Here is a 22,194-nt window from a genome sequence, read left to right on the forward strand (position 1 = left end):
GTGGAAGTCGTAGGAGTCGTAGGAGTCATGCGAGGGAGACCTCACTCCGGGTCTGGTCGGGGGCGCCGGTCCAGCCTTCGGCGGGGCGGTCGAACCACAGGTGCATCTGTCCGGTCCCCACCGAGTTCTCGTAGTCGCTGAAGGCGCGACCGGCCGCAGAGCACCGCTCTTCTCCGAGAGCACCGATCATCATCAGGTAGTGGCCGAAGCGCGCCTCGGGCTTGTGGGTCAGGAACTCCGGCATCGTGCGCAGCACTTCGGCGTGGTCGCCGCGTGCGAGTCGTGCGATGCACTGCTCGTCGGCGGCCCGCGCTTCGGGCGTACGGATGTGGGACGGTTCGCTCGACTCGTGGGCGCGCAGTTGCCGCAGCGGCCAGAAGGTGTGCGAGAGCGCGCCGGACGCGATGAGGAGGACCTTGCGGTCGGGCAGTGCCGCGATGCCGTCGGCGAGTGCGCGGCCGAGGCGCAGATGGTCCTCGGTGTCGCCGGTCTGGCAGACGCCGATCGAGAGCCACTTCTTGTCGGGGAGGCCTTCGCCCAGGTACTTCCAGAGGTTGATCGTGGCGTAGTGGACCGGCAGGTACGGGTCGTCGATCGGCGTGATCCACGTCCCGTGCCGCTCGGCGAACCCCGCTGTAGAGGCGGCCAGTTCGGGGTCGCCGGGAAAGTCGTACGGCATCCGGCACATCCCGCGCGGAAGCTCCTCGGAGGTGAAGAGCCCGGCGCGGCGCGCGTGCGCGGAGACGACGAACTCGACGGTGGTGGCCCAGTGTGAGTCGAGGACGACGACGGTGTCGTGGTCGAGGGTCTCGAAGACCTCTTCGCGCAGCCGCCGCAGTCCGGGGACGAGGCTGATCTCGCGGCCTTCGTTGAGCTCTTTGCGGGCCTCTTCGGGGAGCACGATGGTGGGCACGTGGGCGAGGAGTCCCGCCCCGACGATCTCACCCATGGCGGGCCCATCCTTCCCCAGGCTCTCGGCTCCGCTCGGGCAGGGGAGGCCCCACTGGCGCGGTCACGGTGTTCTTCAGGTCGCAGTAGAAGTCGAAGGACCAGTCGCCGCCCTCGCGTCCGATCCCCGATTCGCGGGAGCCGCCGAAGGGCGCGGAGAGGTCGCGTACGAAGAAGCAGTTGACCCAGACCGTGCCGGCGACGAGCCGTGCGGCGACCCGGTCGGCACGCTCGCGGTCGCCGGTGGCGAGGGTCGCGGCGAGGCCGAAGCGGGTGTCGTTGGCGAGGCGCACGGCCTCGTCCTCGTCGCCGTCGGGGAAGGTCTGGAGGGTGAGGACGGGCCCGAAGACTTCTTCCTGCACGATCTCCGAGTCCTGGTCGACGTCGGTGAGGAGGGTGGGGAGGTAGTAATTGCCGCCGAGTGCGGTGTTGGGGCCGCCGCCGATGACGGCCTTCGCGCCCGCGTCCAGGGCGCGCCGGACGAATCCGTCTACGCGCTCGACGTGCCGGGGATGGATGGTGGGCCCGACGTCGGTGGCCTCGTCGCGCGGATCTCCCTGGGTCAACTTCGTTACCCGGTCAAGAATGTGCCCGAGGAAGGCGTCCCGGGCGGACTCCTCGACCAGGATGCGGGTGGCGGCCAGACAGACCTGCCCGGCGTTGTCGAACTGCTCGACGGCGAGGTCGGTGGCGAGCTCCGGGTCGGCGTCGGCGAAGACGAGCAGCGGGGATTTGCCGCCCAGTTCGAAGCTGCACGGCACGAGGTGCTCGGCCGCGGTCGCGGCGATCCGCCGCGCGGTGGGCACGGACCCGGTGAAGCTGATGCGGCGCACGCCGGGATCGGCGACGAGCGGCGCCCCGGCCTCCGCCCCGTACCCCTGCACCACGTTGAACACCCCGGCAGGGAGGCCCGCCTCGTGGGCGATGTCCGCGAAGAGCGACGCGGTCAGCGGGGTCCACTCGGCGGGCTTGAGGACGACGGTGCTCCCGGCGGCAAGCGCGGGCCCGATCTTCCAGCTGGCCAGCATCAGCGGGGCGTTCCACGGCGTGATGAGGGCGGCCGGTCCTGCCGGGTCCCAGCTCACGTGGTTCGTGTGCCCCCGGGTCTCGAAGTCGTCGTGGGCGAGGGTGAGCAGGCGGTCGGCGAAGTAGCGGAGGTTGTGGGCGACGCGGGGCATGACACCGCGGCGGTGGGAGCGCAGGAGCGCGCCGTTGTCGGTGGTCTCGACGATCGCGAGGTCCTCGATGCGGGCCTCGACCCCGTCGGCGACGGCGTGCAGGAGCCGGGCGCGTTCGGCGGGCGGGGTGGCGGCCCAGCCGGGAAAGGCCTCGCGGGCCGCGGCCACGGCCGCCCGCGCCTCTTCGGCTCCGCCGCGGGCGATCTCGGCGAGCGGGGCGCCGTCGAGGGGCGAGTGGTCGGTGAAGGTGGCGCCGGACGCGGAGGCGACGCGCTGCCCGCCGATCCAGTGCCGGGTGTCGACGGGGACACCGGCGACGGTCGCCGTGTGCGGGGAGTTCGGATGCGAGGAGTTCTCCGGTGCCGCGGGGGCGGGGGGAGCCATGAGGTCATCCTCCAGTTCGTTTGAACCCAAACAACATTAGGAGCGGCGGGGCGACCGGTCAACCCCTCGATAGGGCAGCCCTGTTCAGCTATTGTTTGACCTCAAACGAATGCCACATGCCGATGGAGAAGTACACGGAGCTGAAGACGACGTGGATCCAGCCTTGATGCCTCCCGGCGGGGGGAACCACCCGGGAGGCCGCTCAGGGGGCCGCCGCCCGTTGATCGCCCTGCCGCAGCGGTACGCGGCGTCGACGTCGGCACTTCGGTACGAAGCCGTGGTGACGGCGCGGGCGTTGGCGGAGGCGGTGTTCCGCGCGGGCGGTGAGCCGTTCATGATGCTGCCCGGCCCGCCCGGCGAGGCGGCGGCGCGGCTGGCCCGGTGCGACGGGCTGCTGCTGCCAGGGGGCGGGGATGTGGCGCCGTGGCGGTACGAGGATGTAGGCGGCGGGGGCGAGGTGCACGATGCCGTGTACGACGTGGACGACGCCCAGGACGGGTTCGACCTCGCACTCGCGGAGTGCGCGCTGGCCCGCGGCCTGCCTCTGCTGGCTGTCTGCCGGGGGCTGCAGGTGGTGAACGTCGCGCTGGGCGGCTCGCTGCGGCAGGACATGGGTGGGCCGGAGTCGCAGCACCGGCACGTGGTGCATCCGGTGCGGGTGACTTCCGGTTCGGTGGTGGCCCGGGCGCTGGGCGCCGAGAAGGTGGAGGCTTCGTGCTTCCACCACCAGTGCGTGGAGGCACTGGGGCGCGGGCTCGTCGCTACGGGCTGGGCGGCGGACGGGACGGTGGAGGCGCTGGAACTCCCGGACAGGGTGGGGTGGTTCGCGTCCGTTCAGTGGCATCCGGAGGACACCGCTGGCTCGGACAGGGCACAGCAGGGGTTGTTCGGGGCACTGGTGCGTGCGGCGAGGCGGGAGGAACGCGGCCGGTCTGGGGTTTGAGGGCGGACTTGGCGGGGCCGGGGGCCACCCACCCCAGCCCGTCCGGCGTTTGAGGACGAACTCGGCGAAGCCGGTGACCTCCCGGCGCACGGAGCAGGGCGGGACCGGTGGTCAACCGCCGGGCGCGCAAAGCCAGGCGGAGCCGGTGGCCAACGGCGGGCCAAGCCCGTGGTCAACCGCCGTGCGCGCAAAGCCAGGCGGAGCCAGTGGTCAACGCCGGGCCGAGCCCGTGGTCAACGCCGCTCAAGCCCCTCGCCCAGTGGCCCCTTGGCTCGCCTGCCGCTCCGGCGAGGAGCCGGCTCCGCTCCGTCGAGGAGCTCCAGCCTCCGCTCCTCCCCCTTCTCCTCCGTCTGCACCACGATCTTCCGCAGCAGATCCGCCAGGGTCCTGCACTCCTCGTCCGTCAGCCCGTCGGCGACGAACGCCTCCTCCGCGTTGAAGAGAGGGAACACCTTCTCCATCAGCCGCTCCCCCTCCCCCGTGAGCCGCAGCAGCGCGAGCCGCCCGTCGCCGGGGTGGCCGCGCCGTTCCAGCAGACCCCGCCCCGCGAGGGTGCGGGCGACCCCGGTCAGCGTGCCCTTGGAGATGCCCGCCTCCTCGGCGACGTACCGCGTCTCCATCTCCCCCCAGATCCAGACCACGTACAGGACCACGAACGACGTCCACGTCAGCTCGGCCCCGCGCAGCACGGAGTTCTCGAAGTGCTGCCGGACGGCCGAAGCCGCGCGGTAGATGTTCGAGACGGCGGCCATCTGCTCGTACTTGACGGGGGTGCCGCCGAGCTTGGCCCGGACCGCCTTCTCGGTCTCGCGGATGGAGCGGTAGCCCGTCACGTCCGTATCTCCTCGTCCCTGTGGTGCCGGTGGCGCCTGCGCGCCTCCAGTCTCCCAAGACCTCTTGCCGGGGCGCATACGCGTCCGTACCATCAGCGCCACTCGAATTTCGTACGGGCTCAAACGATAACGCGCATCCGGTGGATGCACCCTCCGCTTCCCTCCCGCCCCCCTCCTCTCCCCTCCCCTCCCCGGAGGCCCGGCATGACCATCGATCACCCCGGCACGCCCATGCCCGCTCCCGCGCCGCCCCCTTCCCCCGTCTCCGCGCCCGCCCTCGCGCCCGAGCGCCGTATCGGCGTCACCGGCATCGTCTTCTTCGTCGTGGCGGCATCGGCCCCGCTCACCGTGGCCGCGGGCGGCATACCGCAGTCCCTCGGCGTCACCGGGATCCTCGGCATACCCCTGCTCTACCTCCTCGTCGGCGCCGTCCTCGCGCTCTTCAGCGCGGGATACGCGGCGATGAGCCGCCGCATCACGGGCGCGGGGGCGTTCTACGCGTACACCGCGCAGGGGCTCGGGCGTACCGCCGGTGTCGGTGCGGCCTTCGTGGCGCTGCTCGCGTACAACGCGATGCAGATCGGTATCGCGGGGCTCTTCGGGGCGACGACCTCGCAGTTCATCGAATCCAAGACCGGCGCGGACATCCCGTGGTGGGCGCTCGTCCTCGTCTGCACGGTCGTCGTGGGTGCGCTCGGCTACCGGCGCGTGGACCTGGGCGTGAAGGTGCTCGCCGTACTGCTCGTACTCGAATTCGGCACCGTGCTGGTCTTCGACATCGGGATGTTCGCCGACGCCCCGCAGAGCGTCTCCGCCACCCCGTTCACGTGGGCCGCCGCGACGGACGGCGCGCTCGGGGTCGCGCTGTGCTGCGTGTTCGCCGCGTACATGGGCTTCGAGTCGGCGGCGCTGTACAGCGAGGAGTGCCGTGATCCGCGCCGCACGGTGGCGCGCGCCACGTACATCGCCGTCGGCCTCATCGGTGTCTTCTACGCCGCCACCGCGTGGGCGATGATCAGCGGGGCCGGTACCGGGCAGGCCACGAAGGTCGCGGCCGAACAGGGGCCGGAGATGCTGTTCTTCCTCAGCGACCGCGGCAGCGGGCTCGGCTCCGCCTTCTCCGACTTCGCGCAGCTCTTCCTCATCACCAGCCTGCTCGCCGCGCTGCTCTCCTTCCACAACGCCGTTGCCCGGTACGTCCGTTCGCTCGGCCGGGAGGGTGTGCTGCCGCGCGGGCTCGGGGCGCTCCACCCCCGGCACAGGTCGCCGCACCGGGGTTCCCTGCTCCAGACCGCCCTCAGTGTCGTCGTCATCGGCGTCTTCGCGCTGGCGGGGCGTGACCCGGTGATGGACGTCTTCACCTGGCTGACCAACCTCGGCGCCCTCGGCGTGATCCTCCTCCTGCTCGCCACATCGGCCTCGGTCATCGCCTACTTCGCCCGCCACCGCGAACTGACCGAGCCCCTGTGGAACCGGCTCGTCGCCCCGCTCCTCTCGGGCCTCGCGCTCGCCGTCTTCTTCTGGCTGGCACTGACCAACTTCAGTGTGCAGCTGGGTGTTTCGTCCGGGAATCCACTGCGGTGGATATTGCCCTGCCTGATCCTCGCCGCTGGTGCGGCGGGGGTGGTGTGGGGGCTGTGGCTGCGGAGGGCGCGACCGGAGACGTACGCGGGGATCGGTACGGGGTCGGGGGCGGGGCCGAGGGCCGGGGCGGGGTAGTGGGCCTGCGGTTCACAGGCTCGTCTCCAGGAGGGTCCCGCCGTTCCACGTGACGCCGACCTGGCGGTAGTACGCGCCGATGGGCTCCTCGATCGTCAGCGCGGCCAGCTCTTCGGTGGGCGCGTCGAAGAGGTCGAGGTCCGCCTCGCCCGACCAGGCCCGGCCCCCCTCAAAGGAAGCCGCACCGGATGCGATGAGCTCGTCGAGCGCGAGCCCTTTCCCTTCTATGGCGGGGAGTTGGCGGTGGTGGGCCATGGGGTGGGCGTTGACGAAACCGTTCGACTCGGAGGGTTCGCGCAGGGTCACGACGGCCTGGGCGAGGCGCCGGTCGGCGGCGGCGAGCGTCGCACCGAAGGTGGCGCCCGCCTCTATGCGGGGCGCGGGGCCGAAGGGGTGCGGGCGGGTCAGGTGGATCGAACCGAACTTCTTCGGGTAGCCCTGGTGGTTGCCGCGGGCGATGGCGAAGTCCTTGTCGACCCAGATGTAGACGCAGCGCGAGTAGGTACGGCCCCGATGCTCGCAGCGCACGACGGCGAAGCACTCCTTGTACTGGGACCGCACCGGGTCGAGCAGTTCCTCCCTGGAGTCCCCGCAGGACTGCCAGTCGGCCCAGATGAGGGCGACGGCGCCGGGGTCGTCGGCTGCCAGGTCGAGGGGCGCGGGGAGGAGTTCGCGGACGCGGGCGGGGTCGGTGCGGTACTCGACGGTGAGCAGGTCGCCCGAGTAGTGCCAGGGCGGTGACGGGATGATCGAGGAGCGGCCCGTGGCGGTCTTGGGCGGAAAGAATCCCTGAACTGGGGCCATTGCCAGACTCCTTCGCTCGTCGTTTGGATCCGTACGATATGCCTCCGGCGGTTTGAGCGCCATGGGGTGCGAGTGCCCGCGGGTGCGGGTGCGTGTGTGCTGCGGGTTCGCTCCGTCTCTGGGTGCGGTGCCGCGCCGGTATGTCCGTCCTCGCTATCGTCCGGTGACCGCAGGGCCACTTCGCCACCGGAGCGCCGCGAGCCGTGCTCCGGGCGGACATACCGCCCCGTCCCCTCCCGAGCGCTGCCGACTGCGAGTTCACGGGGCCGGGCACCCCTGTCGGAGGTACATCCCATCCCCGTCGGCTCCTCTGCCCCCACAATCGGGCGGGTGGGCGGGAAAGGCTTGTTCGTCCAGGGGGAGGCTGCGGGGTGATCGAGCCGGCAGCCGGCCGCACCCTGTAGGAGCGCAACGCCCCCCAGCGTGAGGCCAATTGCCCCCCAATCCCCCCGAAGGGGCTTGCGCAGACCCCTGGGGGTTTCTATCGTTTGGTCTCAAACGATAGGCCCGATCCACCTCGCAGAAAGGCTGGACCCCGGGTGAGTGAAACGAGCGCAGCCGCAACAGCAGCAGCAATGGAAGCGCTGCAAGCACAGGGCACGGACGTGGTCCGCGTGATCTACCCGGACCTCCTCGGCGCGGACCGCGGCCGGGACATCCTCATAGGGCATCTGCCGACGGCCTGCGGACACGGCCTCTCCTTCTGCCGCGCCGTCTACCACACCACCCCCCGGGGCGACGTCGTCCCCGTCACCGGCGGGCTCGACGCCGGGCTGCCGGACGTCTCCGTACGGCCTGATCTGAGTACCCTCCAGGCGCTGCCCTGGGAACCCGGCGTCGCCTGGTGCCTCGGGGACACCTTCGATCCCGCCACCGGTGAACCCACCCCGGAATCGCCACGCGCTTTGCTGCGGCGGGTACTTGAGCGTGCGGAGGAGTACGCCGGCGGCGCCGTGACCCCGGTCGTCGGGCCCGAGCTCGAGTACTTCCTGTGCGACGCCGACCCCGCCGCCCCCTCCGGATGGGCCGTGTACGGGGGCGCCACCGGCAACGTCTACAGCGCCGGCCGCCGCGGCGACCCGGACGGCCACCTCCTGCGGACCCTGCGCTCCCTCAACGCCCTCGGCGTCGGCGTCATCGCGGGCAACCACGAATTCGACGGCGGGCAGTTCGAGATCAACCTCGGGCACTCCGACGCCCTGGACGCGGCCGACCGCGCCTTCCGCTTCAAGGCCGCCGTCAAGGAGACGGCCCGCCGCGAGGGACGGCTTGCGACCTTCATGGCCAAGCCGTTCAACGGACTCGGCGGCTCCGGCTTCCACCTGCACGTCTCGCTGATCGATGCGGCAGGACGCAATGTCTTCGAGGACGCGGAAGCCCCCGACGGGCTCTCCACCACGGCCCGGCACTCCATCGCCGGGCTCCTCCGCCACGCGCCGGCCCTCAGCGCCCTGCTCAACCCGACCATCAACTCCTACAAACGCTTCGGCCCCGACACCCTCGCCCCCTGGCTGATCGACTGGGGCCTGGACAACCGCAGCGCCATGCTGCGGATACCGCCGGAGAGGGGTTCGGGGACCAGGCTGGAGCTGCGGCTCGGCGACGCCTCCACCAACCCCTACCTCGCCATGGCGGGCACCGTCGCCGCCCTGCTCCTCGGCATCCGCGACAAGGCGGAGCCACCCGCCCCGCTGGAGGGCTACGGCTACCAGGAGGACTCCGCGCCCCGCCTCCCCGGCACGCTCGGCGCCGCGCTCGACGCCCTGGAGGCCGACGAGGCACTGACCGGGCTCCTGGGCGCGGAGTTCACCGAAGCCTTCCTCACGTACAAGCGCAATGAGGTCGAACGCTTCCAACAGCACGTCACCGAATGGGAGTTCACGGAGTACGCCTTCCTCATCTGATCCCGGAAGGAAGGTTCTGGATGGCCCCGGACGGCCGCGGATGGTCTCAGCCGACACCGTCCGACCGCGACACCCGAACCGAGACCCGAAGGAGTACGTCCATGAGTACGGTCACGGAGCCCCCGCCCCTGGCCCTGTCCGACGTCGACCTCGCCGACAACGACAAGTTCACCGACGGCGCCCTGCCCTGGCGGATGTTCGACGTGCTGCGCCGCGAGGACCCCGTCCACTGGCAGCCCGAGCCCGCGCCCAACTCCGGCTTCTGGGCGGTCACCCGGCACGAGGACATCGTGCGCGTGGACCGCGACCCGGACACCTTCACCTCGATGCGGTTCACCAATCTCGAAGAGGTCGACGAGGACTACATCGCGCTGCGCCGTTCCCTCCTGGAGACCGACGGCATGCGGCACCGCGCGATGCGGCTGATCCTGCAGAAGCAGTTCACGCCGCGCGCGGTCGCCACGTACGAGACGTTCCTGCGCGGGCTGACGGCCCGCACCCTCGACGCGGCGCTCCCCAAGGGCACCTTCGACTTCGTGAAGGAGGTCTCCGCCGACTTCCCGATCAATGTCCTCGCGCGGATGCTCGACGTCCCCGAGGAGGACACCCAGCAGCTCATCGACTGGGGCAACCGCATCATCGGCAACACGGATCCCGATTACGCCGACGTGCTCCTGGAGAGCGCGGAGAGCGAGCAGTACCGCGATCTCCCCTTCCGTTCCCCCGCCGCGCTCGAAGTCTTCGCGTACGGGAGGGAGTTGGCGGCGAAACGGCGGGGCGGCGACGGCACGGACCTGGTGAGCACGCTGGTCAACAACTCGCCCAGGGACGGCGTCCCGCTCTCCCCCACCGACTTCGACAACTACTTCCTGCTGCTCGTCGTCGCGGGCAACGAGACGACGCGGCACGCCATTTCGCACTCCATGCTCGCACTGATCGACCACCCGGCCGAGCGCGCCAAGCTCACCGCCGACCCCTCGCTCATCCCGGGCGGCGTCGAGGAGTGCCTGCGCTGGGCGTCGCCCGTCTACCACTTCCGGCGGACGGCGACCCGTGACGTCGAACTGGGCGGCAAGTTGATCAGGGAGGGCGACAAGGTGGTGCTGTGGTTCGCCTCGGGCAACCGTGACGCCGACGTCTTCCCGGACCCGTACCGCTTCGACGTGACGCGCGAGAACATCGACCACGTCACCTTCGGCAAGGGCAGCCCGCACTTCTGCCTGGGCAACTCCCTGGCCCGCCTGGAGATGCGGATCATGTTCGAGGAGCTGCTGCCGCGCCTCGCCGACATCAGGGTGACCGGCGAGGTGCGGCGGGTGCGGTCGAACTTCGTGAACGGCATCAAGGAGCTGCCGGTCACGGTGACTCTCCGGTGAGCCCCCCTGTGATCTCTCAGGTGAGCCCTCCTGTGAGCGTCAGCCGCCGGACGTGTCCAGCTCCGCGTCCTCGCTGATGCCCGCACAGTCGTAGGGGTCCTTCAGCCAGCCGTCCGGCAGGACGACGCGGTTGTTGCCCGACGTGCGGCCGCGCGGACCGTCCGCGCCCGTCGGCCACCCCTGGTCGAGGTCCAACTCGCCGAGCCCGTCCTCCAGTTCGGCGAGGGACGAGGTGATCGCGAGGCGCTTGCGCATCTCCGAGCCGACCGCGAAACCCTTCAGGTACCAGGCCACGTGCTTGCGGAAGTCGATGACGCCGCGCGCCTCGTCGCCGATCCACTCGCCGAGGAGGGTCGCGTGGCGGAGCATGACCTTCGAGACCTCGCGCAGGTCCGGGGACTTGGGCGCGCCCGTGCCCTCGAAGGCGGCCACCAGGTCGGCGAAGAGCCAGGGGCGGCCGAGGCAGCCGCGGCCCACGACGACTCCGTCGCAGCCGGTCTCGGCCATCATCCGCACGGCGTCGGCCGCCGACCAGATGTCGCCGTTGCCGAGGACGGGGATCTCGGGGACGTGTTCCTTGAGGCGGGCGATGGCGTCCCAGTCGGCGGTGCCGCCGTAGTGCTGGGCGGCCGTGCGGCCGTGCAGGGCGATCGCCGTGACGCCCTCCTCGACGGCGATGCGGCCCGCGTCGAGGAAGGTGATGTGCTCGTCGTTGATGCCCTTGCGCATCTTCATGGTGACGGGCAGGTCCCCGGCGCCGCTGACGGCCTCCCGCAGGATCGCCCGCAGCAGGGGCCTCTTGTACGGGAGCGCGGAGCCGCCGCCCTTGCGGGTGACCTTGGGGACGGGGCAGCCGAAGTTCAGGTCGATGTGGTCGGCGAGGTTCTCCTCGGCGATCATGCGGACCGCCTTGCCGACCGTCGCCGGATCGACGCCGTACAGCTGGATGGACCGGGGCTTCTCGGTCTCGTCGAAGTGGATCAGCTGCATGGTCTTCTCGTTGCGCTCGACCAGGGCGCGCGTCGTGATCATCTCGCTGACGAAGAGGCCCTTGCCCCCGCTGAACTCCCGGCACAGCGTCCGGAACGGCGCGTTCGTGATGCCCGCCATGGGGGCGAGCACGACGGGCGGCCGCACGGCGTGCGGGCCGATCTGAAGCTGGGGCTCCATGGCGGGGGATCCTCCGGGACGAGCTGTGTCGGTGCGATGCGGGAAAGCCGGGGCAGACCTCTTATTGTCCCTCATCCGCGGGAGTGCCCCTGCGACCGGCCGTGGGAGTGCCCGTACGGCCCGCCTTCACCACCCGGAGCAGCTCCTCCGTGGCCGCCTGCGAACGCGCGTCCGCCGGGACGTACGTCCCCAGACGCGGGCCCTCGGCCGGGCCGAGCCACAGCCCGTGGTACGTGAAGTGCAGCGGCCCCACGACCGGGTTGTTGAACCGCTTGGACTTATCCACGGCCTGCATCACCTCATGCCGCTCCCACAGCTCGCAGAACTCCGGCGAGGCCTTGCTCAGCCTCCTGAGCAGCGTCTTCCACGCCGGGTCCGCGAGATGCCCGGCCATCCGCGCCCGGAACCTCGCGACCATCCGCCGCATCGTCTCGTCCCGGTCCTCCATGGCGGCCTGCCAGGCGGGGTGCGTGAAGGTCAGCCACATGCAGTTGCGGTCCTCGGGCGGCAGCACGTCGAGGTCGGTGAGGAGATGCCCGTACGTGGCGTTGTAGGCGAGGACGTCGTAGCGAGCGTTCTGCACGCAGGCCGGATACGGCTCCAGCTGGGTGACGATCCGCAGGAGACCCGGCGGGACCGACGCGGTCTCGGCGGCCGGGGAAGGGTCCGCGGTGCCCGCGAGCTGGAAGAGGTGGGCGCGCTCACCGGCGTCCAGCATCAGGGCGCGGGACAGCGCGTCGAGCACCTGCGCCGAGACGTGGATGGCGCGGCCCTGCTCCAGCCACGTGTACCAGGTGACACCCACCGTGGAGAGGTGCGCGACCTCCTCGCGGCGCAGGCCCGGCGTACGGCGGCGCGGGCCGCGGGGCAGGCCCGCCTGCTCGGGTGTGATGCGCTCGCGGCGGCTGCGCAGGAAGTCGGCGAGCTCGCTGCGGCGGATACGGTCGGGCTGCGGCGGCGCTCCCGTGTCCGCGGGGCCGGCCTGTGCGGTGTCCATGGGAACAGCTTGCCTGCCCGGCGACCCTGTTTCCAGGTAGTACAGGTACCAGGATAAAGAGACTCTGGTACCAGGCTGGTGATGCGACGACCGTCGTACTCGTGAACCTCACGAACTCCACGGCCCACGTCCTGAAGCCCGCCCCGGCAGCCCCGGCAGCCCCGGCCTCCCTTGGCCGCCCTCAGACTCCCCCGGGCGCCCTGACCCCGCTCGGCCTGGTCACCATCCTGCTCGGCGCCGCGCTCCCGATGATCGACTTCTTCATCGTCAACGTCGCCCTGCCCAGCATCGAACACGACCTGCGCGCCTCCCCCGCCCCCCTGGAGATGGTCGTCGCGGGCTACGCCGTCGCGTACGCCGTACTGCTCGTCCTCGGCGGGCGGCTCGGCGACACGTACGGGCGCCGCAGGCTGTTCCTCTGGGGCGTCGCCGCCTTCGGCGTGACCTCGCTGGCCTGCGGGCTCGCGCCCGGCGCCTGGTGGCTGGTCGGGGCGCGCGTCGCCCAGGGCGCGGCCTCCGCGCTGATGCTGCCGCAGGTCCTCGCCACCATCCACGCGACGACGCGGGGCGAGCGGCGGTCGAAGTCGGTCGCCCTCTACGGCTCCGTGGGCGGCATCTCCATCATCCTCGGCCAGGTGCTCGGCGGGGTCCTGGTCTCCGCCGACCTGGCCGGCACCGGCTGGCGCGCGGTGTTCCTGGTGAACGCGCCCGTCGCGGTCGGCGCCCTGCTGTGCGCGGTGCGCTCGGTGCCGGACAGCCGCGCCGAGCGGCCCGCCCGCGGCGACATCGGCGGCACGCTCCTGCTCGCCGCGTCCCTGATCGCGCTGCTGCTGCCCCTGACCGAGGGACGGGCCGCGGGCTGGCCCCTGTGGTCGGTGCTCTCGCTGGTCGCCGCACCGTTCCTCGCCTGGGCGTTCGCCCGCGTCGAGCTGCGCGCCGAACGCACCGGCGGCAGCCCGCTGCTGCCCCCGTCCCTGCTGCGCGAGCCGGGCGTACGGAAGGGACTGGTCATCGGCCTGCCCATCTTCACCGGCTTCGCCGGCTGGATGTTCGTCAGCGCGGTGACGCTCCAGCAGTGGCTGGGCTTCAGCCCCCTGAAGGCCGGACTGACCCTGATCCCCATGGGCGCCGCGCAGTTCGCGGCGTCGATGCTCGCCCCGCGGCTGGTGACGCGGCTCGGCAGCCGGGCCCTTACGCTGTGCGCGCTGGTGCACGGCACCGGCCTCGCGATCCTCGCGCTCACGGTGCTGTGGACGCCGTGGGCGTCGCTGACCCCGCTCGTCCTCGCCCCCGGCCTCGCGCTGTGCGGCATCGGCCAGGGCGTACAGCTCGCCCTCTACTACCGCATCGTGCTCGCCGCGGTACCGGCCGAGCAGGCAGGCGCGGGCAGCGGCCTCGCAGCAACGGTCCAGCAGTCCTGCCTGGCCCTCGGAGTCGCCACCCTCGGCTCACTGTTCCTCGCCCTGGTCCCACCCCTGGGAATGAGGCACGCGTTCGCGATCATCCTCGGCACCCAACTGGCAGGCCTCGCGGGCCTCGCCCTGCTGAGCTTGCGCCTGCCGCGGAGGCTTGGTTGAGGGGGGCGTGTGTTGCGGGGGCTCGGGGTGGGGGCTGCGGGAGGGTCCGGGGGCTGCGGACGTCCAAGCAGTGAGGCGTCGCCCGCAGGCGCGGCCCGTAGTTCGCCGGGATACCGTCGGGTTCATGCCAGCGCCAGAGCTCACGCACCGCCGACGCATGCTCGTCCTCGCGATCTGCTGCATGAGCCTGCTCATCGTCAGCCTCGACAACACCGTCCTGAACGTCGCCCTGCCCACCATGGCGCGGGAGTTCGACACCAGCATCTCGGGCATGCAGTGGACGATCGACGCGTACACCCTCGTCCTCGCCGCGCTCCTCATGCTGGCGGGGTCCACGGCCGACCGCGTGGGCCGACAGAAGATCTTCAAGGTGGGGCTCGTGATCTTCACGGCCGCCTCCGTCGCCTGCTCCCTCGCCCCCAACCTCGAATCCCTCGTGGCGTTCCGCATGCTCCAGGCCGTCGGCGGCTCCATGCTCAACCCGGTCGCGATGTCGATCATCACCAACACCTTCACCGAACCGCGCGAACGGGCCCGCGCCATCGGCGTCTGGGGCGGCGTCGTCGGCATCTCCATGGCGGCGGGCCCGATCATCGGCGGCCTCCTGGTGGACTCCGTCGGCTGGCGCTCCATCTTCTGGATCAACCTGCCGGTAGGCCTCGCGGCACTGCTCCTCACCATCCGCTACGTCCCCGAGTCCCGCGCCCCCAAGCCCCGCCGCCCCGACCCCATCGGCCAGCTCCTGGTCATCGTGCTGCTCGGCGCCCTGACGTACGCGATCATCGAAGCCCCCACGGCGGGCTGGACGTCACCACTGATCATCGCCTTCGCGGCCGCCGCGCTCCTCGCCCTCATCGGACTGCTCGCCTACGAGCCGCGCCGCGCCGACCCCCTCATCGACCTGCGCTTCTTCGGCTCGGCGCCGTTCAGCGGGGCCACCGTGATCGCGGTCTGCGCCTTCGCGGCGCTGGGCGGCTTCCTCTTCCTCTCCACGCTCTACCTCCAGAACGTCCGCGGACTCAACGCCCTGCACGCGGGCCTGTGGATGCTGCCGATGGCCGCCATGACGCTGATCTGCGCCCCGCTGTCCGGCCGGCTCGTCGGCAGCCGGGGCCCGCGCCTTCCGCTCCTGGTCGCGGGGGTCACGATGACGGCTTCGGGGGTCCTGTTCGCCGCCTTCGACGCGGAGACCACGAACGCGACGCTCTTCCTCGGCTACGTCCTCTTCGGCCTCGGCTTCGGCTTCGTGAACGCACCCATCACCAACACCGCCGTCTCCGGAATGCCCCGCTCCCAGGCTGGCGTCGCCGCCGCCGTCGCCTCCACGAGCCGCCAGATCGGCCAGACCCTCGGCGTCGCGGTCATCGGCGCGGTGCTTGCCTCCGGGGTGGGATCCTCGTCGTACGCGGCCGCCTTCACGGAGGCGAGCCGCCCCGCCTGGTGGATCATCGCGGGCTGCGGCCTCGCGGTCCTGCTCCTCGGCGCGCTGACCAGCGGCCACTGGGCGAGGGAGACGGCACGGCGGACCGCGGAACGTCTGGAGGCCATGGCCCCAGGGACGACGCGCGGGCACACACACCCGGATCAGCAGTCGGCCAGGCCGTGAGCTGAACGCCGGCAGCACGTCGGCACCACGCCCGCACCCGAACCACGCGCCCGCACTACGCTCGCACCGTGACTGCGACGTGGGAATCCTCTGCACCAGGCGTACTTCGACTCCCCTCGGGCCGCCTCGTCCGCGGCCGAGGCCTGCGGCACCCCCTCCCGGACGGGCCGACGCCCGACTTCGCGCTGTACCTCCTGGGCAAGGAACCGCCCGCCGTGGCCTGGGAGTTCCGCTGGCTGCACTGGCCCGACTTCCGCCTCCCCACCGACCGCACGGCTACGGCCACCGCCCTGCGCGAGGCACTGGAGCGAGCGGAGACCGAACGGGTCGAGGTCGCGTGCGGCGGCGGCCAGGGCCGTACGGGCACGGCGCTGGCATGCATGGCGGTACTGGACGGCGTACCGAGCGGTGAGGCGGTGGCGTACGTGCGGGAGCACTACGCGCCACGGGCGGTGGAGACGCCGTGGCAGCGAAGGTTCGTGAAGCGCTTCGGCTGACCCGTTCCGCGGCCCCCCGGCGACTCCGCTGCACGAGTTCACTACACGGGTCCACTACACGGGTCCACTACACGAATTGCCCGGCAGAGGGCTCCCGCGGGACGGCAGCGGGGTCGGCGGGGTCGGTGGGCTCGGCGGGGTCGATGGGCTCGGCGGGGTCGGCGGGGTCGGCGGGGTCGGCGGGGTCGGCGGCTGGGCGAACCCCGCTCCGCACGGCGCCGACGCCCGCGCTCACCACGAGCAGGACGCCGACCGCGGGCGCGAGCCCGGGCATCTGGCCGAGCACGAACAGGCCGGCGAGGAGCGCGATGGCGGGCTCCACGCTCATCAAGGTGCCGAACGCCGAAGTGGTCAGCCGGCGCAGGGCGAGGAATTCGAGGACGAAGGGCAGAACGGCGCCCAGCAGAGCCAGCCCCAGCATGGCGGCCAGCAGCGGCCAGGTGACGCGGCTCAGCTGGGAGGGGGCCGCGACAAGCAGACCGATGATGCCCGCGACGGGCATCGAGATCGCAAGACCGTTGAGGCCGGTCACGGTGTCTCCCACGTGCTGGGTCAGCAGGATGTAGGCCGCCCAGCACCCCGCGGCGGCCAGGGCGAAGCCCGCGCCGACGGGGTCGATGCCGCCGTGCCAGGGTTCGGTCAGCGCCAGGACCCCGAGGGCGGCGAGGACGGTCCAGTACTTGCGCCCCCTGCCCGGGCCGTACAGGGACACCGCCAGCGGACCGAGGAACTCCAGGGCGCTTGCGGTGCCGAGCGGCAGACGCGTCACGGCCAGCATGAAGAACAGCATCATGCCCGCGCTCACCGCGCCCAGCAGGGCGCACGCCCCCAGATTGCGGGCGGCGAAGTCACGCAGCCGGGGGCGGACCAGGATCAGCAGGAGCAGGCCCGCCCACCCCAGGCGCAGCCCCGTCGCACCCAGGGCGCCGAGCTGGTCCGTCAGCGGAATCGACAGAGCCAGACCGAGCTGGATGGCGGACATGGACGTCACGGCCATCAGCCCTCCGGTGGCGGAGGAGGGCAGACGTACAGGCAGACGTACGGGCAGGCGTACAGGTATGCGAGGTCCCGGCAGGTTCTGCAGGTTCATGGTCGCAGTAGACGCGAGGCGAACCATTCGCGTCCACGTGCCGATTCTGAACAATCCGTTCGTGAATCATGGACAATACGGTGATGGAGACACGCCGTCTGCGCATGCTGGTGGAACTGTCCCGGCTCGGGTCGATGCGAGCGGTGGCCGACCTGCTGGACACGACCACGTCGACGGTTTCGCAGCAGGTCGCCGCCCTGGCCCAGGAGATGGGCACCGCGCTGATCGAGCCGAGCGGACGCCGCGTACGACTGACGCCCCAGGGCCGCCGTCTCGCCGAACACGCGGGGACGATCCTCGCCGCCGTCGAGGCCGCGCGCCACGACCTCGCCCCGGAGGCCGAACCCAACGGCACCCTGCGCGTCGCCGGATTCGCCACGGCCATCCGCGAGCAGCTGCTGCCCGTCGTCACCGGCCTCGCCGAGAGTCATCCGCGCCTCCGCGTCCTGATCCGCGAACACGAACCTGCCGAGGCGCTGCGGCTCCTGAGCGAGGACGGCACGGATCTGGCCCTGACCTACGACTACAACCTGGCGCCCGCGGCCGGGGACCCCGCCCTGCACACCACCGCCCTGTGGACCGCACGCTGGGGCCTGGGGGTTCCGGCCACGAAGGGCACCCGGGAGGGGACCACTCTGGAGGTCTTCGCACAGTTCGCCGAGCACGACTGGATCGTCAACTCCCGCAATACGGCGGACGAGACCGTGATCCGCACCCTCGCCTCGATGGCGGGCTTCACGCCGCGCATCACGCACCAGGCCGACAGCCTCGACCTCGTCCAGGGCATGATCACCGCCAACCTCGGCGTGGGCCTCCTCCCTGCCGGAACCGCCACTTTCCCGGCCGTACGGTTCCTCCCACTCGCGGACCCCGACGTCGAACTGCGCGCGTACGCGGTCGCGGGGCACGGGCGCTTGAACTGGGCGCCTCTTGCCTTGGTGACCGACCTCCTCATCGGACGAGCCATCACTGACAGATGACAGATATTGAAATCTGTCATCTGTCATGGCATGGTGAATGCATGCGTACTCTCACCCTCGGAACCACCGGCCCCCACACCTCCGCCCTCGGCCTCGGCGCCATGGGCATGTCCGCGCTCTACGGCGACGCCGACCGCGCGGAGTCCATCGCGACCATCCACGCCGCCCTCGAAGCGGGCGTCACCCTCATCGACACCGGCGACTTCTACGCCATGGGTCACAACGAGATGCTGATCGGCGAGGCCCTCCGCTCCGCCCCCGCCGCGCGCCGCGAACAGGCGCAGACCAGCGTCAAGTTCGGCGCCCTCCGCGACCCGGACGGCGGCTGGTCCGGGTACGACGGGCGGCCCTCGGCGGTCAAGAACTTCGCCGCGTACTCCCTCCAGCGGCTCGGCGTCGACCACATCGACGTGTACCGCATCGCCCGCATCGACCCGGACGTGCCCATCGAGGAGACCGTCGGCGCGATCGCCGAGCTCGTCGAGAAGGGGCACGTCCGCCACATCGGGCTCTCGGAGGTCGGCGCGGACACGATCCGCCGCGCCGCCGCGACGGCCCCGATCTCCGACGTGCAGATCGAGTACTCGCTCATCTCCCGCGGCATCGAGGAGCAGATCCTGCCGACGGTCAGCGAGCTGGGCATCGCGATCACGGCGTACGGAGTTCTGTCCCGCGGTCTCATCTCCGGCCACTTCTCCCGTGACCGCAAGCTCGCCGCGAACGACTTCCGCTCCATGAGCCCCCGCTTCCAGGGCGAGAACCTCGACCGGAACCTCGACCTCGTCGACGCCCTCCGCAAGATCGCCGAGCAGAAGGGCGTCAGCGTCGCGCAGACGGCGATCGCCTGGGTGCTCGCGCAGGCGCCGCGGCACGACGCGACCATCGTGCCCCTGATCGGCGCCCGCCGCCGCGACCGTCTCTCCGAGGCGCTCGGCGCGCTCGACGTGACCCTCGACGAGGCGGACCTCGCCGCGATCGAGCAGGCGGTCCCCGCGGGCGCGGCAGCCGGCGCGCGCTACCCGGCCGCACAGATGGCACACCTCGACAGCGAGCACTGATCTCATCCGGGTACGGTCACCTTCATGGCAACCGGCACCCTGACACCCGAGCGCATCCTCGAAGCCACGGAGGACATGCTGCGCCGCCATGGCGCGGCGAAGGCCACGGTGGTGGACGTGGCCCGTGCGCTGGGGGTCAGTCACGGCACGGTGTACCGCCACTTCCGTACGAAGGCGGAGCTGCGCGAGGCGGTCACGAAGCGCTGGCTCGACCGTACGACGGGCGAGTTGGTGCTGATCGTCGAGGACCGGTCGGTGTCCGCGGACGTCCGGTTGCGCCGGTGGATGTCGGCCCTCTTCGCGGCCAAGCGCCGCAAGGCGGGCGACGATCCAGAGCTGTTCGCCACGTACTCGGTACTGCTCGGCGAGAGCAGCACCGTGGTCGCGACACACATCGGGGAGTTGGTCGGCCAACTTGAGGTGATCATCGTGGAGGGCGTGCAGCGGGGCGAGTTGACGCCCGCGCATCCGGATCCGGCGATGGCCGCCCGAGCGGTCTTCGACGCGACCAACCGCTTCCACGACCCGGCCTACGCGGGGGAATGGTCGAAGCCCGACATCGAATCCGCCTTCACGGCAGTGCTCGACCTGGTGGTACGCGGCCTGCGCCCCTGATGCGAGTTGCAGATTCCTCCCGCCAGGCGCTGGGGCCATCAGCCTCACGGCCGGGATTTCGTTGCAACTGGCCAGGCCGGTCGTCAGCCACTCGCGGCCTGAGGGGCCAGAAGGGTCAGAAGGGCCAGAAGCTGCCGGGGGCGGCCGCGGGCACCGGCTCTACTTGGTGGTGTGGGTGGGGTAGACCTGGACGTCGGTGTAGGCGCCCTTGATGTCTCCTGCGGCCGCGGGCCAGTCCAGGGTCACGGTGTGGGTCTCGTTGGGGGGCGTCACCAGGATGTTGGTCGGGGACGTGAGGCTGTTGCCGCTGTTGTCGATGGTGTAGGCGAGGTTGAAGACGGCGGCGTCGCCGGGCTTGAGGGTGGTGACGCGGGGCTGGGCGGGGCCGCGCTCGATGGGGTTGGAGGTGTGGTCGGCGTCCTTGATGTCGACGCCCGCGAAGCCGGTCGCCGAGCAGGTGGTCGAACCCCGGTTGATCATGGTGATGTTGATCCTGCCGGACGTCTCGTCGGGCGCGGCGTCGACGGCGTCGATGGCCAGGTCCTCGGTCTTGCAGAAGGTGACCTTGGTGCTGGTCTGCATCGCGTTGTTCGCGGCTGCCTCTGCCGTGGTGTCCTTCCCGGAGCCCGCCTTGGCGTCGTTGCCGGCCGTCGAGCCGCCGGAGCCCGAGCCGCCTTCCGTCTTCGAACTGCCCTCCGCGGACGAGGACGAGGAGCCCTTGGCGGATGCGTCCGTCCCGGAGTCGCCGTTGCCGCAGGCGGTGAGGGAGAGGCCCGCGGCCACGGTCAGGGCCGCGGCGGCGAAGCGCAGGTTGCGGCGGCGGTTTCCACGGATGGTGGTGTTGGAGCGCATGGCAGGTCCTCCGGTAAGTAGTGGGTGGTGCTCCCTCCTCGGGAACAACACCCACTCTGTTGGAGGCCGCTACTGCCCAGTTGCCGTCCCGCTAACGTCCGCCTAACGGAGCTCACCCGCACCCCATCGAGCACGTCCGGGCTCCGTCCGAGAAGGTCGGCTAGGTGAGAGTGGCGGCGGAGGGGAGGATGAGGACCTTGCCGGAGAGCGCGCCTTCCGCGGCCTCCGTGTGCGGCGCCGGCAGCTCGGCCAGCGGCACCCGTCGGGCGATGTCGACGTGCAGCGCTCCGGAGTCGACCAGCGTCACCAGCCTCGCCAGCTGTGCGGCGTCGCTGTTGATGAAGAGGTTGACGCCGCGCACGCCGCGTTCCTCGTCGGAGGGCGCTGGCATCCACACTGTCGTGTTCACCACGATGCCGCCGTCGCGGATCACTGAGGTCAGTGCGGCCAGTTGCATCGGTTCGACCGGCGCGAGGTTGAGCACGACGTCGACCAGCGCGGACAGTTCGGGGACCCCGTGGCCGAACACCTCATCGGCACCCGCCCTCGTGACGTGTTCGCTGCTGCGCGGTCCGGCCGTGGCGATCACGTGTGCGCCGGCGTGCTTGGCCAGCTGGACGGCGTAGCCGCCGACCGCGCCGCCCGCACCGTTGATCAGCACCCGTTGGCCGGCGGTCAGCTTGGCGTGGTCGAAGAGGGCCTGCCAGGCGGTGAGCCCGACCAGCGGCAGCCCGCCCGCGTCGGCCAGCGGGATGCTCGCGGGCGCCGCCGTCAGCAAGCCGGCCGGTGCGAGCACGTACTCCGCCGCCGCAGCAACGCCCGGTCCATCGTCCGACCCCCTCTGTTCGACAGGCCCATCTTGACGCGAACCGGGAACCGGATGAAGGGCGGTTCCAACCGGGAACAAGTTGTCCCTGGCTGGTGCCATGCCGCCAGTTGTATCGAGATGTCCTAGAGTCGCCGCATGCGACGGAGGACGAGGCTGGTGATCGCCGGGGGTGTGGCCCTGGCCTGGGGCGAGTGGTTGAACTGGCGCTGGTCCCGGGCTCTCACGGGAAGCGGTGGGGGTGATTCCGAAGCCGACGCCGAAGCCGAGGCCGAGACCGAGGCCCAGTCCGAAGCCGAGACCGAAGCCGTGGTCGTGCTGGGGTTCCAGAACCCGCAGGCGACGGCGAACTTCATCAACCGCTGGCGGGTCCGTGCCGGGATTCGGTCCATCGCCGCCGACCCCGCGCGTGACACTCGCCTGATCTTCAGTGGCGGTGCGACCAGTGGCGGTGCGACCAGCGGTGGTGCCGCGGAGGCCCGGTTGATGGCTGACTACGCACAGGGAGTGCTCGCGTTCGACGGGGCGGTGCTTCTCGAGGACAAGAGCGCGACGACGTGGGAGAACATCACGAACGTGATCCCCCTGCTGGAGGACGTCGACCGCATCAAGATCGTCTCCCAGCCCGCTCACGCGCTCAAGGCCCGCTTGTACCTGCGGCGGCAGCGTCCTGATCTTGCCGAGAGGCTCGTGTGCGCGGATGACTACCGTCCCGGTGAGTGGCTGGTCGCCAAACCGCTGCTGGCCCTGTACGGACTGTGGAAACTGCGCGGCCTTCAGGGCGACCGAACCGTAGAGGGCCACTGAAGGACTTCGCTGGGGACCGCCGCCCCAGGA

General features: G+C 71.1%; 20 protein-coding genes. 11 read left to right on the forward strand and 9 right to left on the reverse strand.

Annotated features, from left to right (window positions below; genetic code table 11):
- Positions 1–25: 25 nt before the first annotated feature.
- Together AB0E78_RS04145 and AB0E78_RS04150 are read right to left on the reverse strand one after the other, a co-directional pair.
- Entirely contained in the window at positions 26–949 is a 924-nt protein-coding gene (locus tag AB0E78_RS04145) for a catechol 1,2-dioxygenase (protein WP_361827933.1), read from the reverse strand.
- Positions 942–2,510 (reverse strand): aldehyde dehydrogenase, encoded by a 1,569-nt coding sequence (locus AB0E78_RS04150; protein ID WP_361827936.1) that lies wholly within the window; start codon positions 2,508–2,510, stop codon positions 942–944. The genes AB0E78_RS04145 and AB0E78_RS04150 overlap by 8 nt, the downstream gene beginning before the upstream one ends.
- Before the next feature lie 166 nt (positions 2,511–2,676).
- Between AB0E78_RS04150 and AB0E78_RS04155 the strand changes: the two genes are divergently transcribed.
- A complete protein-coding gene (locus AB0E78_RS04155; RefSeq protein ID WP_361828543.1) occupies positions 2,677–3,453 on the forward strand; it encodes a gamma-glutamyl-gamma-aminobutyrate hydrolase family protein in 777 nt (258 codons plus the stop codon).
- Positions 3,454–3,686: 233 nt separating this feature from the next.
- Here AB0E78_RS04155 and AB0E78_RS04160 read toward each other — a convergent pair whose 3' ends face one another.
- Complete coding sequence (locus AB0E78_RS04160; RefSeq protein ID WP_361827939.1) at positions 3,687–4,286, reverse strand: MarR family winged helix-turn-helix transcriptional regulator; 600 nt, start codon at positions 4,284–4,286, stop codon at positions 3,687–3,689.
- A 204-nt stretch (positions 4,287–4,490) separates the two neighbouring features.
- Here AB0E78_RS04160 and AB0E78_RS04165 point away from each other — a divergent pair, with 204 nt between their 5' ends.
- Positions 4,491–6,005, forward strand: coding sequence for an APC family permease (locus AB0E78_RS04165; RefSeq protein ID WP_361827942.1), 1,515 nt, complete (start codon positions 4,491–4,493; stop codon positions 6,003–6,005).
- Positions 6,006–6,017: 12 nt separating this feature from the next.
- Here AB0E78_RS04165 and AB0E78_RS04170 read toward each other — a convergent pair whose 3' ends face one another.
- Positions 6,018–6,809, reverse strand: coding sequence for an acetoacetate decarboxylase family protein (locus AB0E78_RS04170; protein ID WP_361827945.1), 792 nt, complete (start codon positions 6,807–6,809; stop codon positions 6,018–6,020).
- Positions 6,810–7,384: 575 nt separating this feature from the next.
- On the opposite strand from AB0E78_RS04170, the gene AB0E78_RS04175 reads away from it, so the two are divergent.
- Both AB0E78_RS04175 and AB0E78_RS04180 read left to right on the forward strand, forming a co-directional pair.
- Positions 7,385–8,713 (forward strand): glutamine synthetase family protein, encoded by a 1,329-nt coding sequence (locus AB0E78_RS04175; protein ID WP_361827947.1) that lies wholly within the window; start codon positions 7,385–7,387, stop codon positions 8,711–8,713.
- Positions 8,714–8,814: 101 nt separating this feature from the next.
- Positions 8,815–10,089, forward strand: coding sequence for a cytochrome P450 (locus AB0E78_RS04180; RefSeq protein WP_361827950.1), 1,275 nt, complete (start codon positions 8,815–8,817; stop codon positions 10,087–10,089).
- A 39-nt stretch (positions 10,090–10,128) separates the two neighbouring features.
- Here AB0E78_RS04180 and dusB read toward each other — a convergent pair whose 3' ends face one another.
- Positions 10,129–11,259, reverse strand: coding sequence for a tRNA dihydrouridine synthase DusB (dusB, locus tag AB0E78_RS04185; protein ID WP_361827953.1), 1,131 nt, complete (start codon positions 11,257–11,259; stop codon positions 10,129–10,131).
- Between the two features lie 61 nt (positions 11,260–11,320).
- Entirely contained in the window at positions 11,321–12,256 is a 936-nt protein-coding gene (locus AB0E78_RS04190) for a helix-turn-helix transcriptional regulator (protein ID WP_361827956.1), read from the reverse strand.
- Between the two features lie 101 nt (positions 12,257–12,357).
- On the opposite strand from AB0E78_RS04190, the gene AB0E78_RS04195 reads away from it, so the two are divergent.
- From AB0E78_RS04195 to AB0E78_RS04205, 3 genes are all read left to right on the forward strand, one after another.
- A complete protein-coding gene (locus AB0E78_RS04195) occupies positions 12,358–13,833 on the forward strand; it encodes an MFS transporter (RefSeq protein WP_361827959.1) in 1,476 nt (491 codons plus the stop codon).
- A gap of 124 nt (positions 13,834–13,957) precedes the next feature.
- Positions 13,958–15,439, forward strand: a complete 1,482-nt coding sequence (locus AB0E78_RS04200; protein ID WP_361827962.1) for an MFS transporter — start codon at positions 13,958–13,960, stop codon at positions 15,437–15,439.
- A gap of 68 nt (positions 15,440–15,507) precedes the next feature.
- A complete protein-coding gene (locus AB0E78_RS04205) occupies positions 15,508–15,936 on the forward strand; it encodes a protein-tyrosine phosphatase family protein (RefSeq protein ID WP_361827965.1) in 429 nt (142 codons plus the stop codon).
- Positions 15,937–16,003: 67 nt separating this feature from the next.
- Here AB0E78_RS04205 and AB0E78_RS04210 read toward each other — a convergent pair whose 3' ends face one another.
- Positions 16,004–17,026, reverse strand: coding sequence for an EamA family transporter (locus AB0E78_RS04210; protein WP_361827968.1), 1,023 nt, complete (start codon positions 17,024–17,026; stop codon positions 16,004–16,006).
- A gap of 83 nt (positions 17,027–17,109) precedes the next feature.
- On the opposite strand from AB0E78_RS04210, the gene AB0E78_RS04215 reads away from it, so the two are divergent.
- The 3 genes from AB0E78_RS04215 to AB0E78_RS04225 are packed head-to-tail and all read left to right on the forward strand — an operon-like array spanning position 17,110 to position 19,679.
- A complete protein-coding gene (locus AB0E78_RS04215) occupies positions 17,110–18,006 on the forward strand; it encodes a LysR family transcriptional regulator (protein WP_361827971.1) in 897 nt (298 codons plus the stop codon).
- Between the two features lie 41 nt (positions 18,007–18,047).
- A complete protein-coding gene (locus tag AB0E78_RS04220; RefSeq protein ID WP_361827973.1) occupies positions 18,048–19,064 on the forward strand; it encodes an aldo/keto reductase in 1,017 nt (338 codons plus the stop codon).
- 24 nt (positions 19,065–19,088) lie between these two features.
- Entirely contained in the window at positions 19,089–19,679 is a 591-nt protein-coding gene (locus tag AB0E78_RS04225; protein WP_361827976.1) for a TetR family transcriptional regulator, read from the forward strand.
- Positions 19,680–19,838: 159 nt separating this feature from the next.
- Here AB0E78_RS04225 and AB0E78_RS04230 read toward each other — a convergent pair whose 3' ends face one another.
- Positions 19,839–20,531 (reverse strand): DUF4232 domain-containing protein, encoded by a 693-nt coding sequence (locus tag AB0E78_RS04230; protein WP_361827978.1) that lies wholly within the window; start codon positions 20,529–20,531, stop codon positions 19,839–19,841.
- A gap of 160 nt (positions 20,532–20,691) precedes the next feature.
- Complete coding sequence (locus AB0E78_RS04235; protein ID WP_361827980.1) at positions 20,692–21,327, reverse strand: zinc-binding dehydrogenase; 636 nt, start codon at positions 21,325–21,327, stop codon at positions 20,692–20,694.
- A gap of 168 nt (positions 21,328–21,495) precedes the next feature.
- Between AB0E78_RS04235 and AB0E78_RS04240 the strand changes: the two genes are divergently transcribed.
- Positions 21,496–22,164: a YdcF family protein gene (locus tag AB0E78_RS04240; RefSeq protein WP_361827982.1), complete on the forward strand. Its 669-nt coding sequence runs from the start codon at positions 21,496–21,498 to the stop codon at positions 22,162–22,164.
- Positions 22,165–22,194: the final 30 nt, after the last annotated feature.

It is taken from the genome of Streptomyces sp. NPDC032198 (genome assembly GCF_040636975.1).
In the GTDB taxonomy this organism is placed as follows: Bacteria; Actinomycetota; Actinomycetes; order Streptomycetales; family Streptomycetaceae; genus Streptomyces.

Excerpts from the sequence above, each read along its gene's own strand:
- AB0E78_RS04200 (WP_361827962.1), top strand. The coding sequence starts at position 13,958 with ATGCCAGCGCCAGAGCTCACGCACCGCCGACGCATGCTCGTCCTCGCG.
- AB0E78_RS04155 (WP_361828543.1), top strand. The coding sequence starts at position 2,677 with ATGCCTCCCGGCGGGGGGAACCACCCGGGAGGCCGCTCAGGGGGCCGC.
- AB0E78_RS04210 (WP_361827968.1), bottom strand. The coding sequence starts at position 17,026 with ATGAACCTGCAGAACCTGCCGGGACCTCGCATACCTGTACGCCTGCCC.
- AB0E78_RS04170 (WP_361827945.1), bottom strand. The coding sequence starts at position 6,809 with ATGGCCCCAGTTCAGGGATTCTTTCCGCCCAAGACCGCCACGGGCCGC.
- AB0E78_RS04230 (WP_361827978.1), bottom strand. The coding sequence starts at position 20,531 with ATGCGCTCCAACACCACCATCCGTGGAAACCGCCGCCGCAACCTGCGC.
- AB0E78_RS04215 (WP_361827971.1), top strand. The coding sequence starts at position 17,110 with ATGGAGACACGCCGTCTGCGCATGCTGGTGGAACTGTCCCGGCTCGGG.
- AB0E78_RS04175 (WP_361827947.1), top strand. The coding sequence starts at position 7,385 with ATGGAAGCGCTGCAAGCACAGGGCACGGACGTGGTCCGCGTGATCTAC.
- AB0E78_RS04225 (WP_361827976.1), top strand. The coding sequence starts at position 19,089 with ATGGCAACCGGCACCCTGACACCCGAGCGCATCCTCGAAGCCACGGAG.
- AB0E78_RS04145 (WP_361827933.1), bottom strand. The coding sequence starts at position 949 with ATGGGTGAGATCGTCGGGGCGGGACTCCTCGCCCACGTGCCCACCATC.
- AB0E78_RS04150 (WP_361827936.1), bottom strand. The coding sequence starts at position 2,510 with ATGGCTCCCCCCGCCCCCGCGGCACCGGAGAACTCCTCGCATCCGAAC.
- AB0E78_RS04180 (WP_361827950.1), top strand. The coding sequence starts at position 8,815 with ATGAGTACGGTCACGGAGCCCCCGCCCCTGGCCCTGTCCGACGTCGAC.
- AB0E78_RS04240 (WP_361827982.1), top strand. The coding sequence starts at position 21,496 with ATGCGACGGAGGACGAGGCTGGTGATCGCCGGGGGTGTGGCCCTGGCC.
- AB0E78_RS04190 (WP_361827956.1), bottom strand. The coding sequence starts at position 12,256 with ATGGACACCGCACAGGCCGGCCCCGCGGACACGGGAGCGCCGCCGCAG.
- dusB (WP_361827953.1), bottom strand. The coding sequence starts at position 11,259 with ATGGAGCCCCAGCTTCAGATCGGCCCGCACGCCGTGCGGCCGCCCGTC.
- AB0E78_RS04220 (WP_361827973.1), top strand. The coding sequence starts at position 18,048 with ATGCGTACTCTCACCCTCGGAACCACCGGCCCCCACACCTCCGCCCTC.
- AB0E78_RS04165 (WP_361827942.1), top strand. The coding sequence starts at position 4,491 with ATGACCATCGATCACCCCGGCACGCCCATGCCCGCTCCCGCGCCGCCC.